Annotated in this window: 16 protein-coding genes; 10 read left to right on the top strand and 6 right to left on the bottom strand. The window is 65.9% G+C overall.

Annotation, left to right across the window (positions count from 1 at the left end):
* The first annotated feature begins 3 nt into the window (after positions 1-3).
* From J4O76_RS21910 to J4O76_RS21870, 9 genes are read left to right on the top strand one after another with little or no spacing between them, the layout of a single operon-like run.
* Positions 4-1,527 (top strand): XrtA system polysaccharide chain length determinant, encoded by a 1,524-nt coding sequence (locus J4O76_RS21910; protein ID WP_056058096.1) that lies wholly within the window; start codon positions 4-6, stop codon positions 1,525-1,527.
* A 4-nt stretch (positions 1,528-1,531) separates the two neighbouring features.
* Complete coding sequence (locus J4O76_RS21905) at positions 1,532-2,626, top strand: AAA family ATPase (protein WP_426284216.1); 1,095 nt, start codon at positions 1,532-1,534, stop codon at positions 2,624-2,626.
* Positions 2,627-2,649: 23 nt separating this feature from the next.
* Complete coding sequence (locus J4O76_RS21900; RefSeq protein ID WP_426284215.1) at positions 2,650-4,302, top strand: hypothetical protein; 1,653 nt, start codon at positions 2,650-2,652, stop codon at positions 4,300-4,302.
* Positions 4,303-4,315: 13 nt separating this feature from the next.
* Positions 4,316-5,389, top strand: a complete 1,074-nt coding sequence (locus tag J4O76_RS21895) for an ExeA family protein (protein ID WP_426284214.1) — start codon at positions 4,316-4,318, stop codon at positions 5,387-5,389.
* Between the two features lie 19 nt (positions 5,390-5,408).
* Positions 5,409-6,236, top strand: a complete 828-nt coding sequence (locus J4O76_RS21890) for an XrtA system polysaccharide deacetylase (protein WP_426284213.1) — start codon at positions 5,409-5,411, stop codon at positions 6,234-6,236.
* Between the two features lie 8 nt (positions 6,237-6,244).
* Positions 6,245-7,270 (top strand): FemAB family XrtA/PEP-CTERM system-associated protein, encoded by a 1,026-nt coding sequence (locus tag J4O76_RS21885; protein ID WP_426284346.1) that lies wholly within the window; start codon positions 6,245-6,247, stop codon positions 7,268-7,270.
* Positions 7,267-8,553: a glycosyltransferase gene (locus J4O76_RS21880; protein ID WP_426284212.1), complete on the top strand. Its 1,287-nt coding sequence runs from the start codon at positions 7,267-7,269 to the stop codon at positions 8,551-8,553. Before J4O76_RS21885 ends, J4O76_RS21880 begins: the two co-directional genes overlap by 4 nt.
* On the top strand, positions 8,550-10,025 hold the full coding sequence (xrtA, locus tag J4O76_RS21875; RefSeq protein WP_426284211.1) for an exosortase A: 1,476 nt from the start codon (positions 8,550-8,552) through the stop codon (positions 10,023-10,025). Before J4O76_RS21880 ends, xrtA begins: the two co-directional genes overlap by 4 nt.
* Positions 10,026-11,912, top strand: coding sequence for an XrtA/PEP-CTERM system amidotransferase (locus J4O76_RS21870; protein ID WP_426284210.1), 1,887 nt, complete (start codon positions 10,026-10,028; stop codon positions 11,910-11,912).
* Positions 11,913-12,055: 143 nt separating this feature from the next.
* On the opposite strand, the gene J4O76_RS21865 is transcribed toward J4O76_RS21870, so the two are convergent.
* The 5 genes from J4O76_RS21865 to J4O76_RS21845 all read right to left on the bottom strand — a co-directional run bounded on the left by J4O76_RS21865 (position 12,056) and on the right by J4O76_RS21845 (position 16,921).
* Positions 12,056-13,726, bottom strand: a complete 1,671-nt coding sequence (locus J4O76_RS21865) for a formate--tetrahydrofolate ligase (RefSeq protein WP_426284209.1) — start codon at positions 13,724-13,726, stop codon at positions 12,056-12,058.
* 122 nt (positions 13,727-13,848) lie between these two features.
* Positions 13,849-14,334, bottom strand: coding sequence for a DUF4142 domain-containing protein (locus J4O76_RS21860; RefSeq protein ID WP_253070626.1), 486 nt, complete (start codon positions 14,332-14,334; stop codon positions 13,849-13,851).
* Positions 14,335-14,363: 29 nt separating this feature from the next.
* Entirely contained in the window at positions 14,364-15,149 is a 786-nt protein-coding gene (locus J4O76_RS21855; protein ID WP_426284208.1) for an SDR family NAD(P)-dependent oxidoreductase, read from the bottom strand.
* A gap of 12 nt (positions 15,150-15,161) precedes the next feature.
* Positions 15,162-16,340: a zinc-dependent alcohol dehydrogenase gene (locus J4O76_RS21850; protein WP_426284206.1), complete on the bottom strand. Its 1,179-nt coding sequence runs from the start codon at positions 16,338-16,340 to the stop codon at positions 15,162-15,164.
* A complete protein-coding gene (locus J4O76_RS21845; protein ID WP_426284205.1) occupies positions 16,340-16,921 on the bottom strand; it encodes an SRPBCC family protein in 582 nt (193 codons plus the stop codon). The genes J4O76_RS21850 and J4O76_RS21845 overlap by 1 nt, the downstream gene beginning before the upstream one ends.
* 257 nt (positions 16,922-17,178) lie before the next feature.
* Between J4O76_RS21845 and J4O76_RS21840 the strand changes: the two genes are divergently transcribed.
* Complete coding sequence (locus J4O76_RS21840) at positions 17,179-18,774, top strand: isocitrate lyase (protein WP_426284203.1); 1,596 nt, start codon at positions 17,179-17,181, stop codon at positions 18,772-18,774.
* A 287-nt stretch (positions 18,775-19,061) separates the two neighbouring features.
* On the opposite strand, the gene J4O76_RS21835 is transcribed toward J4O76_RS21840, so the two are convergent.
* Positions 19,062-22,184 (bottom strand): PAS domain-containing protein, encoded by a 3,123-nt coding sequence (locus tag J4O76_RS21835; protein WP_426284202.1) that lies wholly within the window; start codon positions 22,182-22,184, stop codon positions 19,062-19,064.
* Positions 22,185-22,345 lie beyond the last annotated feature (161 nt).

The following is a 22,345-nucleotide window of genomic DNA, read 5'->3' as shown; positions in this document are numbered from 1 at the left end:
GGGATGAACGGGATCTACGACGAGGTGCGGATTGCGCTCCATGCGATCTGGACGCGGCGCTGGCTGGCGCTGGCGGTGGCATGGGGCGTGTGCGTGCTCGGCTGGCTGGTCGTGTCGCAGATCCCGAGCCGCTACGATTCGACCGCGCGCGTGTTCGTGCAGATGCAGACGATCCTGCCCTCGGGCATGGACGGCGTGCCACAGGTCGCGCCGATGACGGTCGACACGATCCGCACGACGCTGATCTCCGCGGTGAACCTCGAAAAGGTCGTGCGCGGCACCGATCTCGCGAACACCGTGTCGAGCGACCGGGACGTCGCCGACCGCGTCGCGGCGCTGGCCCCGAACATCAAGATCGTGTCGCAACAGGACAATCTGTTCCAGATCACGACCAGCGCCGCGACGCCGAAGCTCGCACGCCAGATCACGCAGAAGCTGATCGACCTGTTCGTCGAGCAGAACCTCGCCGGCGATCGCTCGAAGACGACGCAGAGCCTGACCTTCCTCGACCAGCAGCTCGCCTCGCGCCAGAAGCAGCTCGCCGACGCCGAGGCCAAGCGCGCCGACTTCCAGAATCGCTATCTCGGCGCTCTCCCCGGCACGGGTTCGGTCAGCGACCGGATCAGCGCCGCGCGGTCGCAGATGTCGCAGGTCGACGGCGATCTCGCCGCCGCGCAGTCGAGCCTTGCCGCGGTCCAGGGCCAGATGGCCGGGACGCCGGCGACGGTCGCAGGGACGGGGGGCGTCGCTGGCGCGGCCGGGCCGGCGCGCGCACGGCTCCAGGCGATCCAGGGTCAGCTCGCCGATGCCCGCGCGCGCGGCTATACCGAGAACCACCCCGACGTGATCGCGCTGAAAAGCCAGCTTGCATCGGCCACTGCGGCGGCGCGCAGCGAGCCGCTGGCGGGCGGCAGTGCAGGGGGCAGCGCGCAGAATCCGCTCTACGCGTCGCTCCAGTCGATGGTCGCGGATCGCACCGCCACGGTCGCCTCGCTGCGGATGCGGCGCAGCCAGTTGCAGGGCGACCTCGACCTGCTCAATTCGAAGCTGTCGGGCGATCCCGAAGTCGCCGCCGAACAGGGCTCGATCGATCGCGATTATCAGGTGTTGAAGGACCAGTACGACGCGCTGCTCAAACAGCGCGAGCAGACCGCGATCGTCGGCCAGGCGCAGTCGCAGAGCGATCACGTGAAGTTCAGCGTGATCGATCCGCCGACCATGCCGAGCAAGCCGAGCGCGCCGAACAGATTGCTGCTACTCACGGGGGTTCTGATCGCGGGACTCGCGGCGGGGATCGGCGCGGCCTTCGCGATGGGGCAGCTGCGATCCACGTTCGCGACGACCGCGCGGCTCGAAAAGGCGGCGGGGATGCCGGTGATCGGGTCGATCGGCGAAGTGGTGACGCGCGTGCAATCCGGCCAGCGTCGGCACAAGTTGAAGATGTTCCTGGGCGGTACGGCCGCACTGGGCGTCGCCTATGTCCTGTTGCTGGGGGTAGAGATCCTCCAGCGCGGACTGGCGGCATAGGGGGATGACCGTGACGAAGCCTGATCGCGAACCCTCGCTGCTCGAACGAGCGGCCAAGGTGTATGATTTCAACGCGCACGCCCGGCTGCGTGGTACCGTCGTGCCGACTCCGCCGCAGGTCGCCGCGCCCCCGGTTGCGCCCGCGGTCGCGCCCGTGGCCCCCCCAGTCGTCGAGGTGTCGGAACCCGAGTCGCCGAAGCTTGAAACGCAGGTCGAAGAGACGCCTGTTGCGGCGTCTGCGCCGGTATCCGAGGCCGAGCCGCCGCACGAATTCGTCGACCCCACCTTCCTGGCGATCCCGGAAGAACTGCGCGCACCGGTCGGTGACGAGCTTCCCGACGAATTCTACCTGCCCGACGAAGCATCCGACACCGTGAGGATCGATCGCGGGATGCTGGCCGCGAACGGCATGATCGTCCCCGGTGCGCCCGTCGGCCCGCTTGCCGAGGAGTTCCGGCTGATCAAGCGGCAGCTGCTGATCACCGGCGCGCGGATCGCGGAGAGCGGGAGCGCCGACAAGGCGCGCATGATCCTGGTCTGCTCGGCGCGCCCCGGCGACGGCAAGACGTTCTGCGCGATCAACCTCGCGCTCTCGATCGCCGCCGAGCGTGATACCGAAGTGCTGCTGGTCGATGCCGACGTCGCCAAGCCCGATGTCGTCGCGCAGCTCGGCCTCACCGATGGCCCCGGACTGCTCGATGCGCTGGGCGATACCCGGATCGACGTCGAGGATCTCGTCATCCAGACCGACGTGCCGCATCTCTCGATCCTGCCTGCCGGGTCCAAGACCAGCATGGATACCGAACTCCTCGCCAGCGCGCGGACCAAGTCGGTGATCGCGCGCCTGCTCGAGGCCAATCCGCGCCGCGTCGTGATCTTCGATTCGCCCCCTGCGCTGGCGGCGTCGCCGGCATCGGTGCTGGCGATGCGGGTAGGGCAGGTGATGCTCGTCGTCCGCGCGGACCACACCCCCGAGAACGAACTGCGGGCGGCAGTGAACCTGCTCGACGGATGCGAGCATATCCAGCTCGTGCTGAATGCCGTGTCGTTCGTCCAGGGCGGCGCACGCTTCGGTAGCTATTACGGGCACGCGTCGTGATGCGGACACTGCACACCAGGCGTATGGCCCGGAAGCTGGCGTTGATCGCCGGCGGTTGCGTGCTCGCCGCACTGCCCGCGACGCCGGTCGTCGCGCAGGCCGATCTGCCGACGCAACCCGCGCAATCGTCGCGCCGCATCACGATCAATCCGTATGTCGAGGCAAACCAGACGTTGTCCGCCGATCTCAACGGTGGCGACGTGCTGACCTATACCAGCCTCGCCGCCGGCGTCGACGCGGCGGTCCAGACCCAGCGTATCTCGGGCCAAGTCAGCTATCGGTACGAGCATCGATTCGGCTGGGGCGATCGTCTCGGCGACGATGATATCCATTCGGGCCTCGCGCGCGTCGATGCCCGCGTCACGCCGAACCTCACGCTGGAGGCTGCCGGTATCGCCACGCGGTCGCGCTCCGATATCCGCGGCGCGGCGCCGGGCGTCCTCGTCGGCAATGTCAGCAACGTCAGCCAGATCTATTCGGTCTATGCCGGCCCCAGCTTCACCAGCAACGCCGGTCCGGTGGCGCTGAACGCGAACTACCGGCTCGGCTATACCAAGGTTGATACGCCGACGTTCGGCGATGCGGGCCTGGGCGGGCAACGGCTCGACTATTACGACGATTCGATCGGCAACACCGTGACCGCGAGCGCGTCGGTGCGCCCTGGTGCGATCGCGCCGTTCGGGCTCACGGTCAGCGGCGCTTACGACCGCGAGACCGCCAGCCAGTTGAAGCAGCGTTACGAGGGCTATTACGGCCGCGGCGACATACTCCAGCCGATCTCGCCCTATGTCGCGCTCACCGCCGGCGTCGGTTACGAGAAGATTGAGACGAGCCAGAAGGATCCGGTCGTCGACGCGACCGGCACGCCCGTGCTCGATCGCGACGGTCGCTTCGTCACCAACGAGGCATCGCCGCGCCGCGTCGCCTACCGCACCGACGGCATCTATTACGACGCCGGTGTCGTCTGGCGGCCCAATCGCCGAACCTCGGTGGAGGGGCATGTCGGGCGCCGCTACGGATCGCTCAGCTACACCGGCACCGCGACCTATCAGGCATCGGACTCCGTCGGCCTCGCGGTCAACGTGTATGACGGCGTGCAGACCTTCGGCCGTCAGCTCCGGACCGGTATCGGCAATCTGCCGACCAGCTTCCTGAGCGGCAACCAGCAGGGTTTCGGCCAGCAGTTCAATGGCTGCGTGTTCGGCTCCACCGGTGCGCAACCGGGCGGCTGCCTCAACGACGTGTTCCAGTCGATCTCGACCGCCAGCTACCGCGCGCGCGGAATCGACGGCGTGATCTCGGCGACGCGCGGGCGCTCTACCTGGGGCGCGGGCATCGGCTACGCCAACCGCAAGCTCTATGCACCGCGGCTCGCGCCCGGCCTGGTCGTCGCGGGTCTCGATGACGAAAGCTATTACGGCCAGCTCTTCTACACGCGCAGGCTGACCCCGGTTTCCGGCGTCAACGCCGACCTGTTCGTCAATTATTACGACAGCGGCGTCGACGACATCACCGGAGATACCGGCGTGTGGTCTTACGGTGGGACGGGGACATATTTTCACAATTTCGGGCGTCTCGGCACCACCGCGTCGCTCGGGCTTTACAGCTTCAAGGTCGGCGACCTCGACAGCGACTGGTCGGCGCAGGCGCTGATCGGTGCGCGGTACCAGTTCTGAAGGCGAGCAGCTTATGTACGATGAACATTATGGACTGACGGGTCGGCCTTTCCAGCTCACCCCCGATCCCAAATTCTGGTTCGAGACCGCCACCCACCGCAAAGCGATGGCGTATCTCGGCTATGGTCTGGCGCAGGGCGAGGGCTTCATCGTCATCACCGGCGATATCGGCGCGGGCAAGACGACGCTCGTCGGTCACCTGATGGACACGATCGACCTTCAGCGACTGAACGCGATCAAGCTTGTCTCGACCGCGATCGAGGCGGACGACCTGCTCCGGATCGTCGCTACCGACCTGCAGGTCGATCCCGCTGGGCTGAGCAAGGCCGAGCTTCTCACCGCGATCGAGCGCGGGCTGCACGCGGTCGCGCGCACCGGCAAGCGGACGCTGTTGATCGTCGACGAGGCGCAGGCCTTGCCCGTCGATGCGCTCGAAGAACTGCGGATGCTGTCGAACTTCCAGGCCGGCGGCCACGCGCTGTTGCAGATCGTCCTGCTCGGCCAGCCCGAGTTCCGTGACCGGCTCCACGGCTCGGAGCGTCTCGAACAGCTTCGCCAGCGCGTGATCGCGATCCACCATCTCGATCCGATGGAGGAGCATGAGGTTTCCGACTATCTCGCGCACCGCCTGACGGTGGTCGGCTGGACGGGGAACCCCGATTTTACCGAGGACGCGTTCGCGGCGTTCTTCACCGGGTCGGCTGGTGTGCCGCGTCGTTTGAACCAGCTTGCCGGGCGGGTGATGCTGCACGCGGCGATCGACGACCTCACGGTGATCGACGGCGATACGGTGCGGGCGGTGCAACGTGACCTTGAGGGCGACCTGCCGATGATTGCGCAGGACCGGGGAAAAGGTGCGCGTAACGCGCACGAACCGCGCGAACCCGTTTCCGAGCCGCGTGTCGACACGCCGAGCATCGATCCTGCGGTCGAGGAGCGGCTCGCTGAACTCGAGGCGCGGGTGGACATGCAGGACAAGGCGCTACGTCGCGTGCTGACGCTGCTGGTCGACTGGGTCGAGGGCGACGATACTAAGCCCGAATACGCACCGATCCGCGGTGTGGCCGCTTGGCACGATGCTGCCTGAAATGCCTGTTCTCAATGGTATGTCCGTCGATGTTGAGGACTGGTTCCAGGTCGGCGCGTTCGAAAAGGTGATCGACAAGGCCGACTGGGACTCGCTCCAGCCGCGCGTCGAGGCCAACACCGACGCGGTCCTGGCCCTGTTCGCCGAGCGCGACACGAAGGCAACGTTCTTCACTTTAGGCTGGGTAGCCCACCGCTACCCCGCCCTGATCCGCCGCATCGTCAACGCCGGACATGAGGTTGCCAGTCACGGCTGGGACCACCAACGCGTCTTCACGATGACGCCCGAGCTCTTCCGCGCCGATCTGGTGCGAGCTCGGGTGGCGATCGAGGACGCGGCGGGGACGAAGGTCACGGGGTATCGCGCGCCGAGCTTCTCGATCGACCAGCGGACGCCTTGGGCGCACGTCGAACTGGCCGAGGCGGGCTATGCCTATTCCTCCAGCGTCGCGCCGGTGAAGCATGATCATTACGGCTGGCTCGACGCGCCGCGCTACGGGTTCAAGCCGCTCGGCGACAGCGCGTTGATCGAGGTCCCGGTGACGGTGGCCAAGTTCGGCGAGCGCAAGTTGGCGACCGGCGGCGGGTTCTTCCGCCTGCTCCCTGCGGCGATCACCGATCTCGCGGTACGGCAGGTCAATCGCGAGGACCGTCCGGCGATGTTCTACTTCCACCCGTGGGAGATCGACCCGTCGCAGCCGCGAGTCGATGCGGCACCGATGCGTTCGAAGATCCGTCATTACTCGCGGCTGGGTGCGATGGCGGGCAAGCTGCGCGGGTTGCTCGATCGCCACGAATGGGGCCGGGTCGATACGGTCGTCGCGCGCGAAGCGGCGCGGCTGGCGTGACCGCGCCGATGCCCGTCGGTGTGCGCGAAGCGGACCTTCGCGATCCGGCCGAGTGCGCTCGGATCACGGCGTTCGTCGAGGCAAGCGGCGGCGCTACGCCGTTCCATTTGCCAACCTGGAGCCTCGCGGTGCAGGACGGTTGCGGCCAGCGCGCGCACTATCTGGTTTTGGAGAGCGAAGGCGCGATCGATGGCGTGCTGCCGTTAACCGAGATGCGTTCGCCGTTGTTCGGGCGCGCGCTGGCGTCGACCGGGTTCGGTGTCGATGGCGGCGTTCTGGGTGACGCGGTCGAAGCGCTGTCGGCGGGGGCTTGGAACCTCGCGCTGCGGATCAGCTGTCCGTCGGTCGAGTTACGCGGCGGTCCTGCGCCAAGCGGCTGGGATAGCGACGACACCAGCTATCTCGGCTTCGTTCGAGATCTAGCCGCGGACGACGATGCGGAACTGCTCGCGATCCCTCGAAAGCAGCGTGCCGAAGTCCGTCGGGCGCTTGGCTTCGACCTTGAAATCGTCATCGGCAACGATCGGAAACTGCTCGCCGAGCATTACCGCGTTTATGCGGAGTCGGTTCGCAATCTCGGTACACCTGTTTTTCCCGCCAAGCTTTTCCGCTGCGTCGCGAGCATGATGGACGTCGATGTTCTTACCGTTCGACACAAAGGCCGCGCGGTAGCCAGCGTCCTAAGCCTGTATTTCAACGGTACCGTCTATCCCTATTGGGGCGGCGGGACTGATGCCGCGCGAGGACTGCGCGCCAATGACCGGATGTATTTCGCACTGATGGCGCATGCGCGCGCGCGGGGCTGCACGCGGTTCGACTTTGGCCGTTCGAAGACCGGCACGGGGGCGGCGGCGTTCAAGAAGAACTGGGGATTCATGCCTGAACCGCGGCTCTACGCCAAGCGCAGCAACGGGCCGGCGCGCGAGGTGAACCCGCTGAACCCGAAATACGCGCTGATGGTGCGGACGTGGAAGAAGCTACCGCTCTGGGCGGCCAACGCAGCAGGACCGTGGATTTCTCGAGGCCTGGGGTGAGCCTGCTCTTCCTGGCGCACCGCGTTCCCTTTCCGCCCGACCGGGGCGACAAGATCCGCAGTTTCCATATTCTCCAGTATCTGGCGAAACGAACGCCGGTGCATCTGGTGGCGTTCGCTGACGACGAGGCCGACGTCGATCCGCCGGCGGTGTTCACCAATATGCTGGCGAGTTACACGATTCTGCCGCGTCGGAAGTCGCAGAAACGTGCCGCGATCGAGGCGCTCGCGACCGGTAAGCCCGTTTCGTTGACTGCATTTGCGAGCGCCGCGATGCAGGATGCTGTCGATCGTGTCTTGCCCGACGTAAGCGCAGTTTACTGCTTCTCCGGCCAGATGGCACAGTATCTGCCGGTCGGAGGTTCGCCGGTCCTGATGGATTTCGTCGATGTCGATTCCGCGAAGTTCAGCGGGTTTGCAGACGATGTATCGGGGCCGATGCGGTGGATGATGCGCCGCGAGGCTCGGCTGCTCGGCGCGTTCGAGTGCGAGGTGGCGGGCAGGGTGTTGGCCAGCCTGTTCGTCAGCGAGGCTGAAGCTGCACTGTTCCGGGAGGGTGGGGCAACCGGGCGGATCATTGCGGTCGAGAACGGCATCGATTCGGCGAAGTACGATCCGGCGGCTGAGTTTACGAAACTTACCGAGAGCCACCACCCCGGCGAAGGCCGGGGCCCAGTTGGAGAGGTCGCTGTGACGGAGCGCAATCCGTCGTTACCGACGTCCCCCAACTGGACCCCGGCCTCTGCCGGGGGAGAGCCTTTAAGTGGTTTGCCCCTCATCGTCTTCACCGGCCAGATGGACTACCGTCCGAACATCGACGCGGTGACGTGGTTCGCGCGCCACATCCTTCCGCTCGTCCGGGACCGCTACCCCGCCCACTTCGCGATCGTCGGCCGCGCGCCTGCCGCCCCCGTCCAAGCGCTCGCGAGCGATCACGTCACCGTCACCGGCGCGGTCGTCGACGTTCGAGGCTGGCTCACCGCCGCAGACGTTTGCGTCGCGCCGCTCAAACTTGCACGCGGCATCCAGAATAAGGTGCTTGAGGCGATGGCGATGGCCCGCCCCGTCGTCGCCTCCACGGCCGCGGCCGAGGGCATCGATCATGCCGGCACGATCCGGGTCGCCACGACGGCGCAGGAGTTTGCCGACCGCATCTGCGACCTGCTCGAAGCGCCCGACATCGCTGCGACGCTCGGTCAGTCCGCCCGAGCGCAAGTCATCCGCCGCTACGGTTGGGACGCCCGCCTCGCGCCGCTGGACACGTTGCTCGGCCTCGCGCCATGACCGCATGGCGTCGCCACGGCGTCGCGCTTGCGGTCGTCACGGTGCTGATACTCCTGACGTTCCGAACCGACGTCGCCGATCTCGTGCATATCTGGTGGACCAGCACCACCTTCGGCCACTGCCTCTTCATTGGCCCGGTGATCGCATGGCTCGTGTGGCAGCGCCGCACTGAACTGGCCGGACTGACCCCGACCGGCTGGTGGCCCGGCCTGGCACTCGTCGCAATCGGGGGCGGCGGCTGGCTGATGGGCGACGCTGCTTCCGTTGGGTTCGCTCGCCAACTCGGGCTCGTGATGATGCTGCAAGGCGCGGTCGTGACGATCCTCGGCCCCAACGTCGCGCGCGGGCTGCTTTTTCCGCTCGCGTATGCGTTCTTCCTCGTGCCGTTCGGCGAAGGTCTCGAACCGCCGCTGCAAAGCGTCACGGTCGCGATCGTCATGCCGCTGCTTCACCTCGTCGGCGTACCCGCAGTGGTCGACGGCGTGCTGATCCACGCCGGGCGCTATTATTTCGAGGTCGCGGAGGCGTGTTCGGGCGCCAAGTTCGTCATCGCTATGGTCGCGTTCGGCGTGCTCGTCGCCAACCTCTGCTTCGTGTCGTGGAAGCGCCGTGCGGTGTTCCTCGTCGTGTCGGTCGTCGTGCCGGTCATCGCCAACGGCTTCCGCGCGTTCGGCACGATCTGGGCGGCGGACCTGACTTCGGTCGAGGCCGCCACCGGGATCGATCATATCGTCTATGGCTGGGTGTTCTTCGCGCTGGTCATGGCGGGCGTGATGGCGATCGGCTGGCACTGGTTCGACCGAGCGCCCGATGATCTCGCCTTCGATCCGGCGAAACTCCAGGTCACACCCCGTCAACGGACCGATCTCGCCATCGCGACGGCGTTGGTCTTAGCCACGGTTGCCGCGTTCCCGGCCTGGAGCGCAGCAGTCGCCAGCCGCGCACAGCCACTTCCCGCGCATATCGACCTACCCGATATCGCCGGCTGGCACCGCGTTCCCATCAGCACGCGCGCGCCGTGGACGCCCTATTACCCCGGCGCAGACCATTATCTGTTCGGCCGCTATGCTGACGCGACCGGTGCGCAGGTCGACATGAGCATCGCGGTGTTCGGCAGTCAGCACGAGGGCAAGGAACTGATCGCTTACGGTACCGGCGTGCTGCGCGAGGAAGATCGCTGGGTCCGCGTCGCTGATTTGCCCAATATCGAAGGCGGAAGCGTCATGCGCATCACTGCGCCCGGACCCGTAGAGCGGATCGTCGCGACGTGGTACCGGGTCGGCGACGCGACCACGCAGGACGAAACGCTGGTGAAGATCGAGACGATGAAGGCGCGGTTGCTCGGGGGGCCGCAACGCGCGGTGGCGATCCACCTGTCGGTCGAGGGCGCCGATCCGCGCCCTATCGCGCGCTTCCTCGCCGCGCTCGGACCGATCGCGCCGGTCGCCGATCACGCCGCGGGGATGCGCTAGATGTGCGGCATCGCCGGGATCTTCCACCCCGGCACACCGAAGCCGGTCGACCCGAACCGCGTCCACGCGATGATCGCGGCGCTGTCGCATCGCGGCCCCGACGGCGACGGCATCTGGACTGCGCCGGGCGTAGGCCTAGGCCATCGCCGCCTGTCGATCATTGACCTCGAAGGCTCGCCGCAACCGATGTCCGATGGCTCGCTGACGATCACCTACAATGGCGAGGTCTATAACTTCGCCGAACTGCGAGACGAACTGACCGCCAAGGGTGCGATCTTCCGGACGTCTGGCGACACCGAAGTCCTGCTGCATGCGTGGCGCGCCTGGGGGCCGTCGATGCTCGATCGGCTGAACGGCATGTTCGCCTTCGCGATCCATGACACCGCCGCGCACGCGCTGTTCCTCGCGCGCGACCGGATGGGCGTGAAGCCGCTATATTATGTCGAACTGGCTGACGGATCGCTGGCGTTCGCGTCCGAATTGAAGGGCTTGCTCGCGCATCCACAACTCCGCCGCGTACCCGATCTGGGCGCGGTCGAGGATTACCTGGCGTTCGGGTACGTCCCCGATGACTCCTGCATGGTCGCGGGCGTGAAGAAGCTCGCGGCTGGGCATTTCCTGCTGGTCGAACGCGGCAAGTCGGTCCCGCAGCCGCGCAAATGGTGGGACGTCGACTTCTCCAACCGCGCAACCGGTTCGGCCAAGGCGCTGGGGGAGGAACTGGTCGACCGGATGCGGGCGGGGGTGCGGTCGCGGATGGTCGCTGACGTGCCGCTTGGTGCGTTCCTGTCGGGCGGGGTGGACAGTTCCGCGGTCGTCGCGCTGATGGCGGAGGCGAGCCCCAAGGCGGTGCGCACCTGCACGATCGGGTTCGACGAAGCTGGGCACGACGAACGCAGCTATGCCGACACCGTCGCGCGGCGCTTTGCCACCGATCACCGCGAGCGAGTCGTCCAGTCGGGCGATTTCGGGCTGATCGATACGCTGGTCACGAGCTTCGACGAGCCCTTCGCGGACGCATCCGCGCTCGCTACCTACCAGGTCTGCGCGCTGGCCCGCGAGAGCGTCACCGTCGCGCTGTCCGGAGACGGGGCGGACGAAGCACTCGCTGGGTACCGCCGCTACAAGTTCCAGTCGGTCGAGGAGCGCGTCCGCGGTCTGCTGCCGTCGCATCTCCGCGCCGACGTCTTCGGGACACTCGGCCGCTGGTATCCGAAGGCCGACTGGGCGCCGCGACCGCTGCGCGCGAAGTCGACGCTGCTCGCGCTCGCGCAAGGTGGCGGCGAGGCGTATGCGCGCTCGGTTGGCGTCACCACGCCCGAACTCCGCGCGCAGCTATTCAACGCCGGCGCTCGCGCGAAGCTCGGTGGGTACCGGGCCGAGGACCGCTATGTCGCGACGATGGCGAACGCGCCCGCCCGCGACGCGATCGACCGCGCACAATATGCCGACGTCAAGCATTGGCTGCCCGGCGACATCCTGACCAAGGTCGACCGGACCAGCATGGCGGTCGGCCTCGAAGCGCGCGAACCGCTGCTCGACCACCGCCTGATCGAGTTCTGCGCGACGCTGCCGGCGACCATGCGGTTGCGGCACGGCGAGGGCAAATGGCTGATGAAGAAAGCGATGGAGCCGTATCTGCCGCGCGACATTCTCTATCGCCAAAAGATGGGCTTCGTGACGCCGATCAGCGCTTGGTTCCGTGGTGCGCTGGCGGGGGAAGCGTCGGCGCTCGCCAAATCGCGTACGCTGGGCGAGACGGGGTGGTTCGACATGGCGACGATCGCGCGGATCGCCGACGAGCACCGGATGGGGCGTGCTGAGCATGGTCGGACGTTGTGGCAATTCGTGATGCTCGAACGTTCGATGAAGCGGATGTTCGGGTAGGGGCTGCTGATCCTCCCCCGCCAGGGGGAGGTGGCACCGAAGGTGACGGAGGGGGAGGACACGGAACCTGTGTTTCGTTTTCCTCCCCCTCCGTCTGGCAAGGGCCAGCCACCTCCCCCTGGCGGGGGAGGATTGTAGGGTTTTTAGAACAGCCCTTCGATCAGCCCGTCTTCGTTCAACCGGATCGCTTCCGCCGCGGGTACGCGCGGCAGGCCTGGCATCGTCATGATCTCCCCGCAGATCGCGACTACGAACCCGGCACCTGCCGCGAGCCGGACTTCACGCACCGGCACGATGTGCCCGGTCGGCGCGCCGAGCAGGGCAGGGTCGGTCGAGAAACTGTACTGCGTCTTGGCGAGGCAGACGGGCAGGTGACCGTATCCCGCATCCTCCCAGCGCTTCAACTGCGCGAGTACGCTCGGCTCGGCGACGGCGTGCTCGGCGCGATAGATGCGGCGGGCGACGGTGTCGATCTTGTCGAACAGCGACAGTTCGTCGCCATAGATCGCCGCGAACCCGCCCCCGTGCCCGTCGCAAAGTTCGGCGACCGCGTCGGCCAGTTCGACCGCACCGGCACCACCCTCGGCCCAATGTCGGCAGAGGATCGCGCGCGAGCCGTGGTGCGCGGCGGCCTCGACGATCGCGGCAATCTCCGCATCGCTGTCGGTGTAGAAATGGTTGATCGCGACGACTGCGGGCACGCCGAACTGGCGGATGTTTTCGATATGCCGGACGAGATTGACCGCACCGCGACGTACCGCGTCGACGTCTTCACGCCCCAGATCAGCCTTGGCGACGCCACCGTTCATCTTCAGCGCGCGCGCCGTCGCGACGATCACCACCGCGTCGGGGGCAAGCCCCGCCTGGCGGCACTTGATGTCGAAGAACTTCTCCGCGCCAAGATCCGCGCCGAAGCCCGCCTCGGTCACCACGTAGTCGCCGAGCGACAGCGCCGCCCGCGTCGCGATCACCGAGTTGCAACCATGCGCGATGTTGGCGAATGGCCCGCCGTGCAGGAACGCGGGCGTCCCCTCCAGCGACTGGACGAGGTTCGGCTTGATCGCCTCCGCCAGCAGCACCGCCATCGCGCCATCCGCCTTCAGGTCGCGGGCGGTGATCGGCGTGCGGTCGCGCGTGTAGGCGACGACGATATCGCCCAGCCGTCGCTCCATGTCCGCGAGCCCGTCGGCGAGGCACAGAATCGCCATTACCTCCGACGCGACCGTGATGTCGAAGCCTGACTCGCGCGGATAACCGTTCGAGACGCCACCGATCGACTGGACGATATCGCGCAGCGCCCGGTCGTTCATGTCGAGCACGCGCCGCCAGACCACGCGGCGGACGTCGATCTGGAGCGCGTTGCCCCAGTGGATATGGTTGTCGATCATCGCCGCGAGCAAATTATGCGCCGCGGTGATCGCGTGGAAATCGCCGGTGAAGTGGAGGTTGATATCCTCCATCGGTGCCACCTGAGCACGACCGCCACCGGTCGCACCGCCCTTGGTCCCGAAGCAGGGCCCGAGCGAGGGTTCGCGAAGGGCGAGCACGGCCTTGCGCCCGGTATGGCGGAGCGCATCGGCGAGGCCGATCGAGGTCGTGGTCTTGCCTTCGCCTGCCGGGGTCGGGTTGATCGCGGTGACGAGAATGAGCTTGCCGTTGGGCGAAGACTTGCGCGCGTTCAGCCATTCGAGCGAGATCTTCGCCTTGTACCGGCCATAAGGCTCGATCGCGTCGTCGGGAATCTGCAGGCTCGCGGCGATGGCGGCGATAGGGCGCAGGGCGACGCTGCGAGCGATGGCGATATCGGTTTCCATGGCGCTGACCTAGCGGGGCCGGGGATGGCTTTCCAGACGATTAGGAGTTCCGAATGCAGAACGGCGCCCGCTTTGTGAAGCGAGCGCCGTCTGTAAATGGCTGTCGATAGGACGCCGTATGATTACATCGTCTGCAGTTCGGTGATGTGCGACTGGACGACCGGTACGATCCCGGCTGCAACAGTCTTCAGGCCCGCCACGGTCCCCTTGTCGGCATAGCCCTGCTGCAACGTCAGTGCCTTGGCATGCGCCGCCTTCTGCTGCGTCACGTACAGCCGGTCGCGCGCTGTGCCCTTCGCCGCGCGAAGTGCCGCGACGTTCTTGGCACCCATCGGATCGAGCTTGGGCGGTGCGACCTTCACATGCGCCGCCATCGCCGCGGCCTTTACGTCCTCGGTGCTCTTGGTGTGGTCCGTGATCATCATCTGCGCGAAGCTCTTGAGCTTCGGATTGGTGGTCGTCTCGAGCAGGATCTGGCTCGACGTCTTCTCGTACAGGTCGCCGGCACCGGCCTTCATCACGTAGGTCGATGCGGGCATCGGTGCCTGTGCAGAGACGGCGGCGATTGGCAGCGCGATCAGCGCGGCGGCAGTCAGAAATCGTGTCATGGTCTTCTCTCTCCTGTTGAAACTGTCGTTCAATCGTTCGCAGTGCCGGGCTCGGCCATCTTGCGGTGCATCTCGGCGAGCACGGCGTTGGGCGTGACGTTGGCGATCGCCGACTGGACCTTGTTCTTCCAGCCCGACACGACCGCGGCCTTGCCGGACATCAGCGCGTCCCAACCGTCCTTGGCGACGTCGGCCGGATCGCTCTTCTTGGGATCGGTGCCGACGTCGGTGTCGAGCATGTGCGCGCGGTCGAAGAACTCGGTATCGACCGGGCCGGGCATCAAGTTGGTCAGCGTGACGCCGTCCGTATCCTTGATCTCGTTCTGGATCGCCGCGACGAAGCTGTCGACGAAGCTCTTTGTACCGTTATACACGGCCTGGAACGCACCGGGGATGTAGCCTGCGATCGATCCGGTCACGAGCACCTTGCCTGCGTTTCGCGCAACCATCGGCGGCAGGGTTTTCTGCAACAGATACGCCGTGCCGATCACGTTGGTGTCGACGACCTTGCGCCACTCGGCCAGATCCTGGTCGAGGAACGCCTTGCCGAGCCCGCGCCCGGCATTCGCGCAGACCAGATCGATCGTCCGGCCGCTCGTGGCCGCAAGCAACTGGTCGACGCCTTCGATCGTCGAGAGGTCGGCCTGGAGCGACTGAACATCGGTGCCGAACTGCTTGAAGTCCTGCGCGGCGGCGTCGATCAACGCCTCGTCGGCTACGACCAGTATGTCGTAGCCGTCCTTCGCCGCCAGGGTCGCCAGCTCGAAACCGATACCGGTCGACGCGCCGGTGATGATTGCGAATTTATCAGCCATTGTCAGATATCCTCAATTAAAGCCGGGCTTGAGCACGACCTTGGTCACTTCGTTCTGGTTGTTCTTGAACATGTCATAGCCCTTGGGGGCGTCCTCCAGGTCCATGCGGTGCGAGATCAGGAAGGTGGTGTCGATCTTGCCCTCCATGATCGCGTTGAGCAGCGCGGGCATGTAATGCTGGACGTGCGTCTGGCCGGTCTTGAGCGTCAGCCCCTTCTCCATGAAGGCACCGAGCGGGAACTTGTCGACGAACCCGCCGTACACCGCAGGCATCGACACCCGCCCGCCCTTGCGACACGCGATGATCGCCTGGCGGATCGAATGCGTCCGATCGGTGCCGAGGAATGTCGACGCCTTGATCTGATCGACGACGTTGTCGACGAAGAAGCCGTGTGCCTCGAGCCCAACACTGTCGATGACGGCGTCGGGACCGATCCCGCCGGTCATCACCATCAGCGCCTCGTAGACCGCGCTTTCCTCATAGTTGATCGTCTCGGCGCCGAACTTCTTGGCAAGCTCCAGCCGGTGGGGGAAGTGGTCGATCGCGATGACGCGTTCGGCGCCCATCAGGAAGGCCGACTGGACAGCAAACAGCCCGACCGGGCCGCAGCCCCAGACCGCGACCGTGTCACCGGGTTCGATCTGCGCATTCTCTGCCGCCATCCAGCCGGTCGGCAGGATGTCGGAAAGGAACAACACCTTCTCGTCCTCGACGCCGTCGGGAATGACAATCGGCCCTACGTCGCTGAACGGCACGCGGACATATTCCGCCTGTCCGCCGGCATAACCGCCGGTCATGTGACTGTAGCCGAACAGCCCGGACATGGGCTGGCCGTAGATTTCCTGCGCGATGTCCTGGTTGTCGGCGGGGAGGCCGTTGTCACACGCCGAATACTGATGCTTGCCGCAGTGGTAGCAGCTGCCGCAGGCGATCGTGAACGGGACGACGACCTTCTGGCCCTTCTTCAGCGTCGACTTGGCGCCGACCTCGACGACTTCGCCCATGAACTCGTGGCCGAGGATGTCGCCGGCCTGCATCGTCGGGATATAGCCGTCGTACAGATGAAGGTCGGAACCGCAGATCGCGGTCGCGGTGACCTTGATGATGCAGTCGCGCTGGTTGACGATTTCGGGATCGTCGACGGTATCGACGCGGACGTCGTGCTTACCGTGCCATGCCAGAGCGCGCATCAGGCGAGTTCCTCTTCATGCTGCTTGCGGTTCATCGCGGCAGTCGCGATCTCGCCGGTTTCCATCAACTGCTTGAAACGGCGCAGGTCCCGGCGGGCCTGAATCGCAGGCTCGCGCTGGAACATTTTGGCGATCAACTTGCCGATCACGCCACCCGGCGGATCGTACAGGATGGTCGCAACGACCACCGTGCCGCGCGCGCCCGCATCCCGAAACTCGACGCGGCCGCTGTTAGGCACATCGGCGCCATCCTCCGACGACCATGCGATGAAGCTGTCCTGCGCTTCGTCGGTAATCGCCGACGTCCATTCATAGGATTTGCCCGCTGGACCCCTGACCACCCAATGCGAGCGGCGCTGGTCGAGGACGTCGATACGCTCGACATTCTCCATGAAGGTCGGAAGGTTCGCGAAATCGCGGAAATAGGCGAACAGTTCGCCGACCGGGCGATTGATCGTAACCGCACGGGCAACGATGCTGCTGCCCTTGCCGTCCGCAAGGTGCTGCGTAGCGTCCGCTACGGCGTCGCTTCGCTTGGACGTGCTTAGTGGAGCATCATCTCTTGGATCGCTTTCAGTCATCACCGTCTCCTGGCTGCGAAGTCCTTCCAACAGTGTCCGAAGACCTATGTTCCGCCGCCTTGGTCTTGAATTTGCAAGACTTGATATCGATCAGGACATTCGACGCCGCGCCGAATCCGCCTTGTGTCACGAAGTTTACATCGTCACATTCGGGAAGCGGCGTTCGTTACACGCGCACGCCAATCTCGGGGCGATTTGGCCACTTAACCATGTAAATATACCTACACGTCGATCATCGCAGCAGACGAGGATCGCCCGTGACCTACCAGACCCACATCGCCCAGTTGACCAACCTCATCGCCGACCAGAACGGAACGTGGGACGCGATCTCGCCCGAGTCCGTCGCGCGGATGCGGTTGCAGAACCGGTTCACTACCGGCCTCGACATCGCGCGCTATACCGCGGCGATCATGCGCAAGGACATGGCGGCCTATGATGCCGATCCGGCGCACTACACCCAGTCGCTCGGCTGCTGGCACGGGTTCATCGCGCAGCAGAAAATTATCAGCATCAAAAAGCATTTCGGCACCACCGACCGCCGCTATCTCTACCTCTCCGGTTGGATGGTCGCGGCGATGCGGAGCGAGTTCGGCCCGCTGCCCGACCAGTCGATGCACGAGAAGACCAGCGTCCCCGCATTGATCGAGGAGCTCTACACCTTCCTCCGCCAAGCCGATGCACGCGAACTCGGCATGATGTTCCGCGACGTCGACGCCGCCCGCGCATCGGGCAACGCGATCGAGGAACAGTGCCTGCTCAACGCGATCGAGAACCACCAGACGCACGTCGTGCCGATCATCGCCGACATCGATGCGGGTTTCGGCAATGCGGAAGCGACGTATCTGCTCGCGCGGAAGATGATCGAGGCGGGGGCCTGCGCGCTCCAGATCGAGAACCAGGTCAGCGACGAGAAGCAGTGCGGCCACCAGGACGGCAAGGTCACCGTGCCGCACGAGGACTTCCTCGCGAAGGTCCGCGCCTGCCGCTACGCGTTCCTCGAACTCGGCGTCGAGGACGGCATCATCGTCACGCGCACCGACTCGCTCGGCGCTGGCCTCACCAAGCAGATCGCGGTCAGCGAGGAAGCGGGAGACCTGGGCGACCAGTATAACTCGTACCTCGATTGCGAGGAGATCGACCCGGCGACCGCGCAGAACGGCGACGTCATCCTCAACCGCGACGGCAAGCTGCTCCGTCCCAAGCGCCTGCCGTCGAACCTGTTCCAGTTCCGTGCGGGGACCGGCGAGGATCGCTGCGTGATGGACTGCATCGCGTCGCTACAGAACGGCGCGGACCTGCTGTGGATCGAGACCGAGAAGCCGCACATCGAACAGATCGCCGGCATGGTGGATCGCATCCGCGAGGTCGTGCCGAACGCAAAGCTCGTCTACAACAACTCGCCGAGCTTCAACTGGACGCTGAACTTTCGCCAGCAGGTGTTCGATGCCTGGTCGGTGGCGGGTGAGGACGTCTCCGCCTATGATCGCGCGCGGCTGATGAGCGTCGATTACGACGGCACGACGCTCGCGGACGAAGCCGACGAACGCATCCGCACTTTCCAGGCGGATTCGGCGAAGCGGGCGGGGATCTTCCACCATCTGATCACGCTGCCGACGTATCACACGGCGGCGCTTTCGACCGACAATCTCGCGAAAGAGTATTTCGGCGATGCGGGGATGCTCGGTTATGTGAAGGGGGTCCAGCGCAAGGAAATCCGTGAGGGCATTGCCTGCGTGAAGCACCAGAACATGTCGGGCTCCGATCTTGGCGATGACCATAAGGAGTATTTTGCAGGTGACGCGGCTCTGAAGGCTGGGGGAGCGCATAATACGATGAATCAATTTGCGGCGTGATGCCCAAGCCGGAGCGAAAGCTCCGGCGTGGATCCGGCATCACGCCCGGCCGGCGGGGCCAAAAGCCCCGTCCGACGACGCGGCATTGCCGCGGCGCGTAGCCTAGTTTCGAAGAGGCTCGCGAAAGCCGAGATCCGTATCGAGTGATCCTCCCCCGCCAGGGGGAGGTGTCGCCGAAGGTGACGGAGGGGGAGGACACGGAACATCGGTTGCACCGCCGCCCCCTCGGTCAGGCAAGTGCCTGCCACCTCCCCCTGGCGGGGGAGGATCGTTCAATTGCGACCGGCTTACTCCGCCGAGTCCACCCGTTCCGCCGCAAGCGGTTCCGCCAGCGCCGTCTCACCCAACGATGCCAGCACCGCCGCCGTCAGCGCATCGAGCCCGTACGGCTTCTCCAGCATGATCGCATCCGTATCGCCCTCAACCGACGCGGTGTCCCCGCTCGCGAAGACGATCCCCACACCCGGCCGCAGCGCGCGCGCGGTGCGGGCGAAGTCCGGTCCAGAGACGCCGGGGAGGTTGATGTCGGTCACCAGCGCGTCGATCGGCACGGTCTGAAGCGCGGTCATCGCATCCTCCGCACTGGCGGCATCCACCACCACGAAGCCGCTGCCCTGCAGCATTTCGGCAGTATTCGCGCGGATCATCTCGTCGTCCTCGACCAGCAGGACGGTGCGCCGTGCCGACGCGTCGAGCCGTCGCTCCGCCTCGATCCGCGCATCGCGCGCGACCTTGGCGGCAGGCGAGTCGCCGCGCTGCCGATTGGCCAGCACGTCGCGGAATTTCCGTGCCAGCGCCTCGCGCGAATACGGCTTCGACAACAGGTCGACGCCGGCATCGAGCTTGCCGCCGTGCACGATCGAGTTCTCGGTATAGCCCGACGTGAACAGCACCACGAGATTGGGCAGCCGCTCCTTCGCCTTGCGCGCGAGTTCCGGACTTTTGAGGGTTCCGGGCATCACCACGTCGGTGAACAGGATATCGATCGGCACGCCGCTCTCAACCACGTTGAGCGCACTGGCCGCGTCGACCGACTTCAGGACGCTGTAGCCGAGGTCGGTCAGCAGCTCGACCACGGTGGTGCGAACCTCGTCGTCGTCCTCGACCACCAGCACCGTTTCCGTGCCGCCGCAGATCGGCCCCGCATCGGCGATGACCTCGAAATCCTCGCTCTCCATCGCACGCGGCAGATAAAGCTTGATCGTGGTGCCTTCGCCGACCTCAGAATAAATCTTCACATGGCCGCCGGACTGTTTGACGAAGCCGTAGACCATCGACAGGCCGAGGCCCGAGCCCTTGCCTTCGCTCTTGGTCGAGAAGAACGGTTCGAAGACCTTCTCGATGATTTCCGGGCTCATGCCGCTGCCGGTGTCGGACACTGCGAGCAGGACGTACTGCCCGGCTTCGACCTCCTCGTGGCTGCGGGCATAGGCGTCGTCGAGATGCGCGTTGCCGAGTTCGATGGTGAGCTTGCCCTGGCCGTCCATCGCGTCGCGCGCGTTGATCGCGAGGTTGAGCAGCGCGTTCTCGATCTGCGCGGGGTCGATGAAGGTGTTCCAGAGGCCGCCGCCGACCACCGTCTCGATCTCGACGCCTTCGCCGATCGCGCGGCGCAGCATGTCGTCCATCCCACGCACGAACCGCGTGACGTTGACGACCTTGGGCTCCAGCGCCTGGCGACGCCCGAATGCGAGCAATTGCGAGGCGAGTTTCGAGCCGCGTGTGACGCCAGCCATCGCGTTGGCGACCCAGCGTTCCGCACGCTCGTTGCCGGCGAGGTTCTTGCCGAGCAACTGGAGATTGCCCGATACGACCTGGAGGAGATTGTTGAAGTCGTGCGCGACGCCGCCGGTGAGCTTGCCGACGGTCTCCATCTTCTGCGATTGCGCGAGCTTGGCTTCGGCCTCGCGGCGTTCGCCGATCTCGGCGATCACGCGCGCTTCCAGCGTCTCGTTGAGCTGCCGGAGCTGATCTTCGGCGCGCTCGCGGTGGCGGACCTGGCGGGCGAGCGCTTCGGCCTGTTCGCGCAAGGCGGCCTCGGCTGCGCGCTGATGCGTGATGTCGGTGTGGACGCCGACCCATTCGATGACTTCGCCGCCTGAATCGAGGATCGGCAGGCTGCGTACGGCGAACGTGCGCCATGCGCCGCAATGCCGACGGACGCGATGTTCGAACACGAACATCGACTTGTTCAGGACCGCGGCGGTCCACGCCTTGATCGTCGATGCGACGTCGTCGGGGTGGATCGCGTCGGCCCAGCCAAAATTCTGGTATTCGTCGATCGACTGGCCGGTGAGCGTGGCCCAGCCGGGTTGCTCGCCAATCATCCGGCCGTCCGGGCTGTTGGTCCAGAGCACGCCGTGGACCGCGTCCATCGCGGTGCGGAAGCGGCCGTTGCTGATGCCGAGTGCGGCCTCGCGTTCGGCACGGTCCTCGACGTCGATGCCGAGCACGTAGATACCGGCGACCGCGCCGTCCGCTTGGACATGCGGAACATAGCGGAATTCGGAGCGGCGCGGACGGCCGTCGCGGTGCGGGAAGACGGTCTGCGCGATGAAGCTCTCGCCGGCGAGCGCACGCTCGAACGACGGGCGGCGATCTTGGTAGACCGCGTCGCCGAGCACGTCGCGAACGGACTTGCCGATCATCGACTCGGGCGCGACGCCGAGCCATTCGTCATATTGCGCGTTGGCGAGACGGTAGACGTGGTCGCGATCGATGTACGAGATCAGCATCGGAACGGCGTCGGTGACGCGGCGCAGTTCGGCTTCGCTGGCGGCTAGGCGGTGCTCGGCTTCGACGCGGCCGCTATTGTCGACCATCGTGCACAGGACGCCGCCGACTGTGCCACCGGCGCAATAGACGGGCGTGTAGAACAGGTCGAGCGTCAGCGTCTCGAGGCCTTCGGGGCGCTGGAACGGGATCGGCTGGTCACGGTAGGCGACGGTCTCGCCGCGCAGGCCTGTTTCGAGGACCGCGCGGTTCCAGTCCCACACTTCGGGGAACGCGGTCGCGACCGGGCTGCCGAGTGCGGCGGGGTGGCGGTCTCCTGCGACGGCGCGGTAGCTGTCGTTGTAGAGCATGATGTGCTCAGGGCCCCACATTACGACCTTGGCGACGGGCGAGTTGAGGATGTTGGCGAGCGTGACGCGGAGTTCGGCGGGCCACGAGTCGATCGGTCCGAGCGAGGTCGCGCTCCAGTCGCGCTGGCGGACGAGCATCCCGCATTCGCCGCCGCCGATCAGGATTTCCGCTGGTGCGGCCGAGGCGGCGTCGCGGTCGCGCATCTGCTGGAGCGCGGTGCGGACGATGGCGGCGGCGTCGCCATGCCCTCCGCCGGTCAATTCGTCGATGTAGCTGCCGAGGTCTGCGGGCAGGGAAATGGTGCGCGACGAGTCAGGCGTTGTCATGCCGGACTAGTGAGTATCGCGCGCGCGCGTGTCAATGATTAGGGGGGGGGCGTGGGGAGGGGGGGCGGATCGTACAGACATCTCGCCATACCCTTCTAACACCACCCCGGCGAAGGCCGGGGCCCAGCTGGGGGACGTTGCTAACGGACCCTTAACCTTAA

Source organism: Sphingomonas sp. NFX23, assembly GCF_049887795.1.
In the GTDB taxonomy this organism is placed as follows: domain Bacteria; phylum Pseudomonadota; class Alphaproteobacteria; order Sphingomonadales; family Sphingomonadaceae; genus Sphingomonas.
Note: the sequence above shows the minus strand (reverse complement) of the source record. Positions and strands in the feature narration are given on the sequence as shown.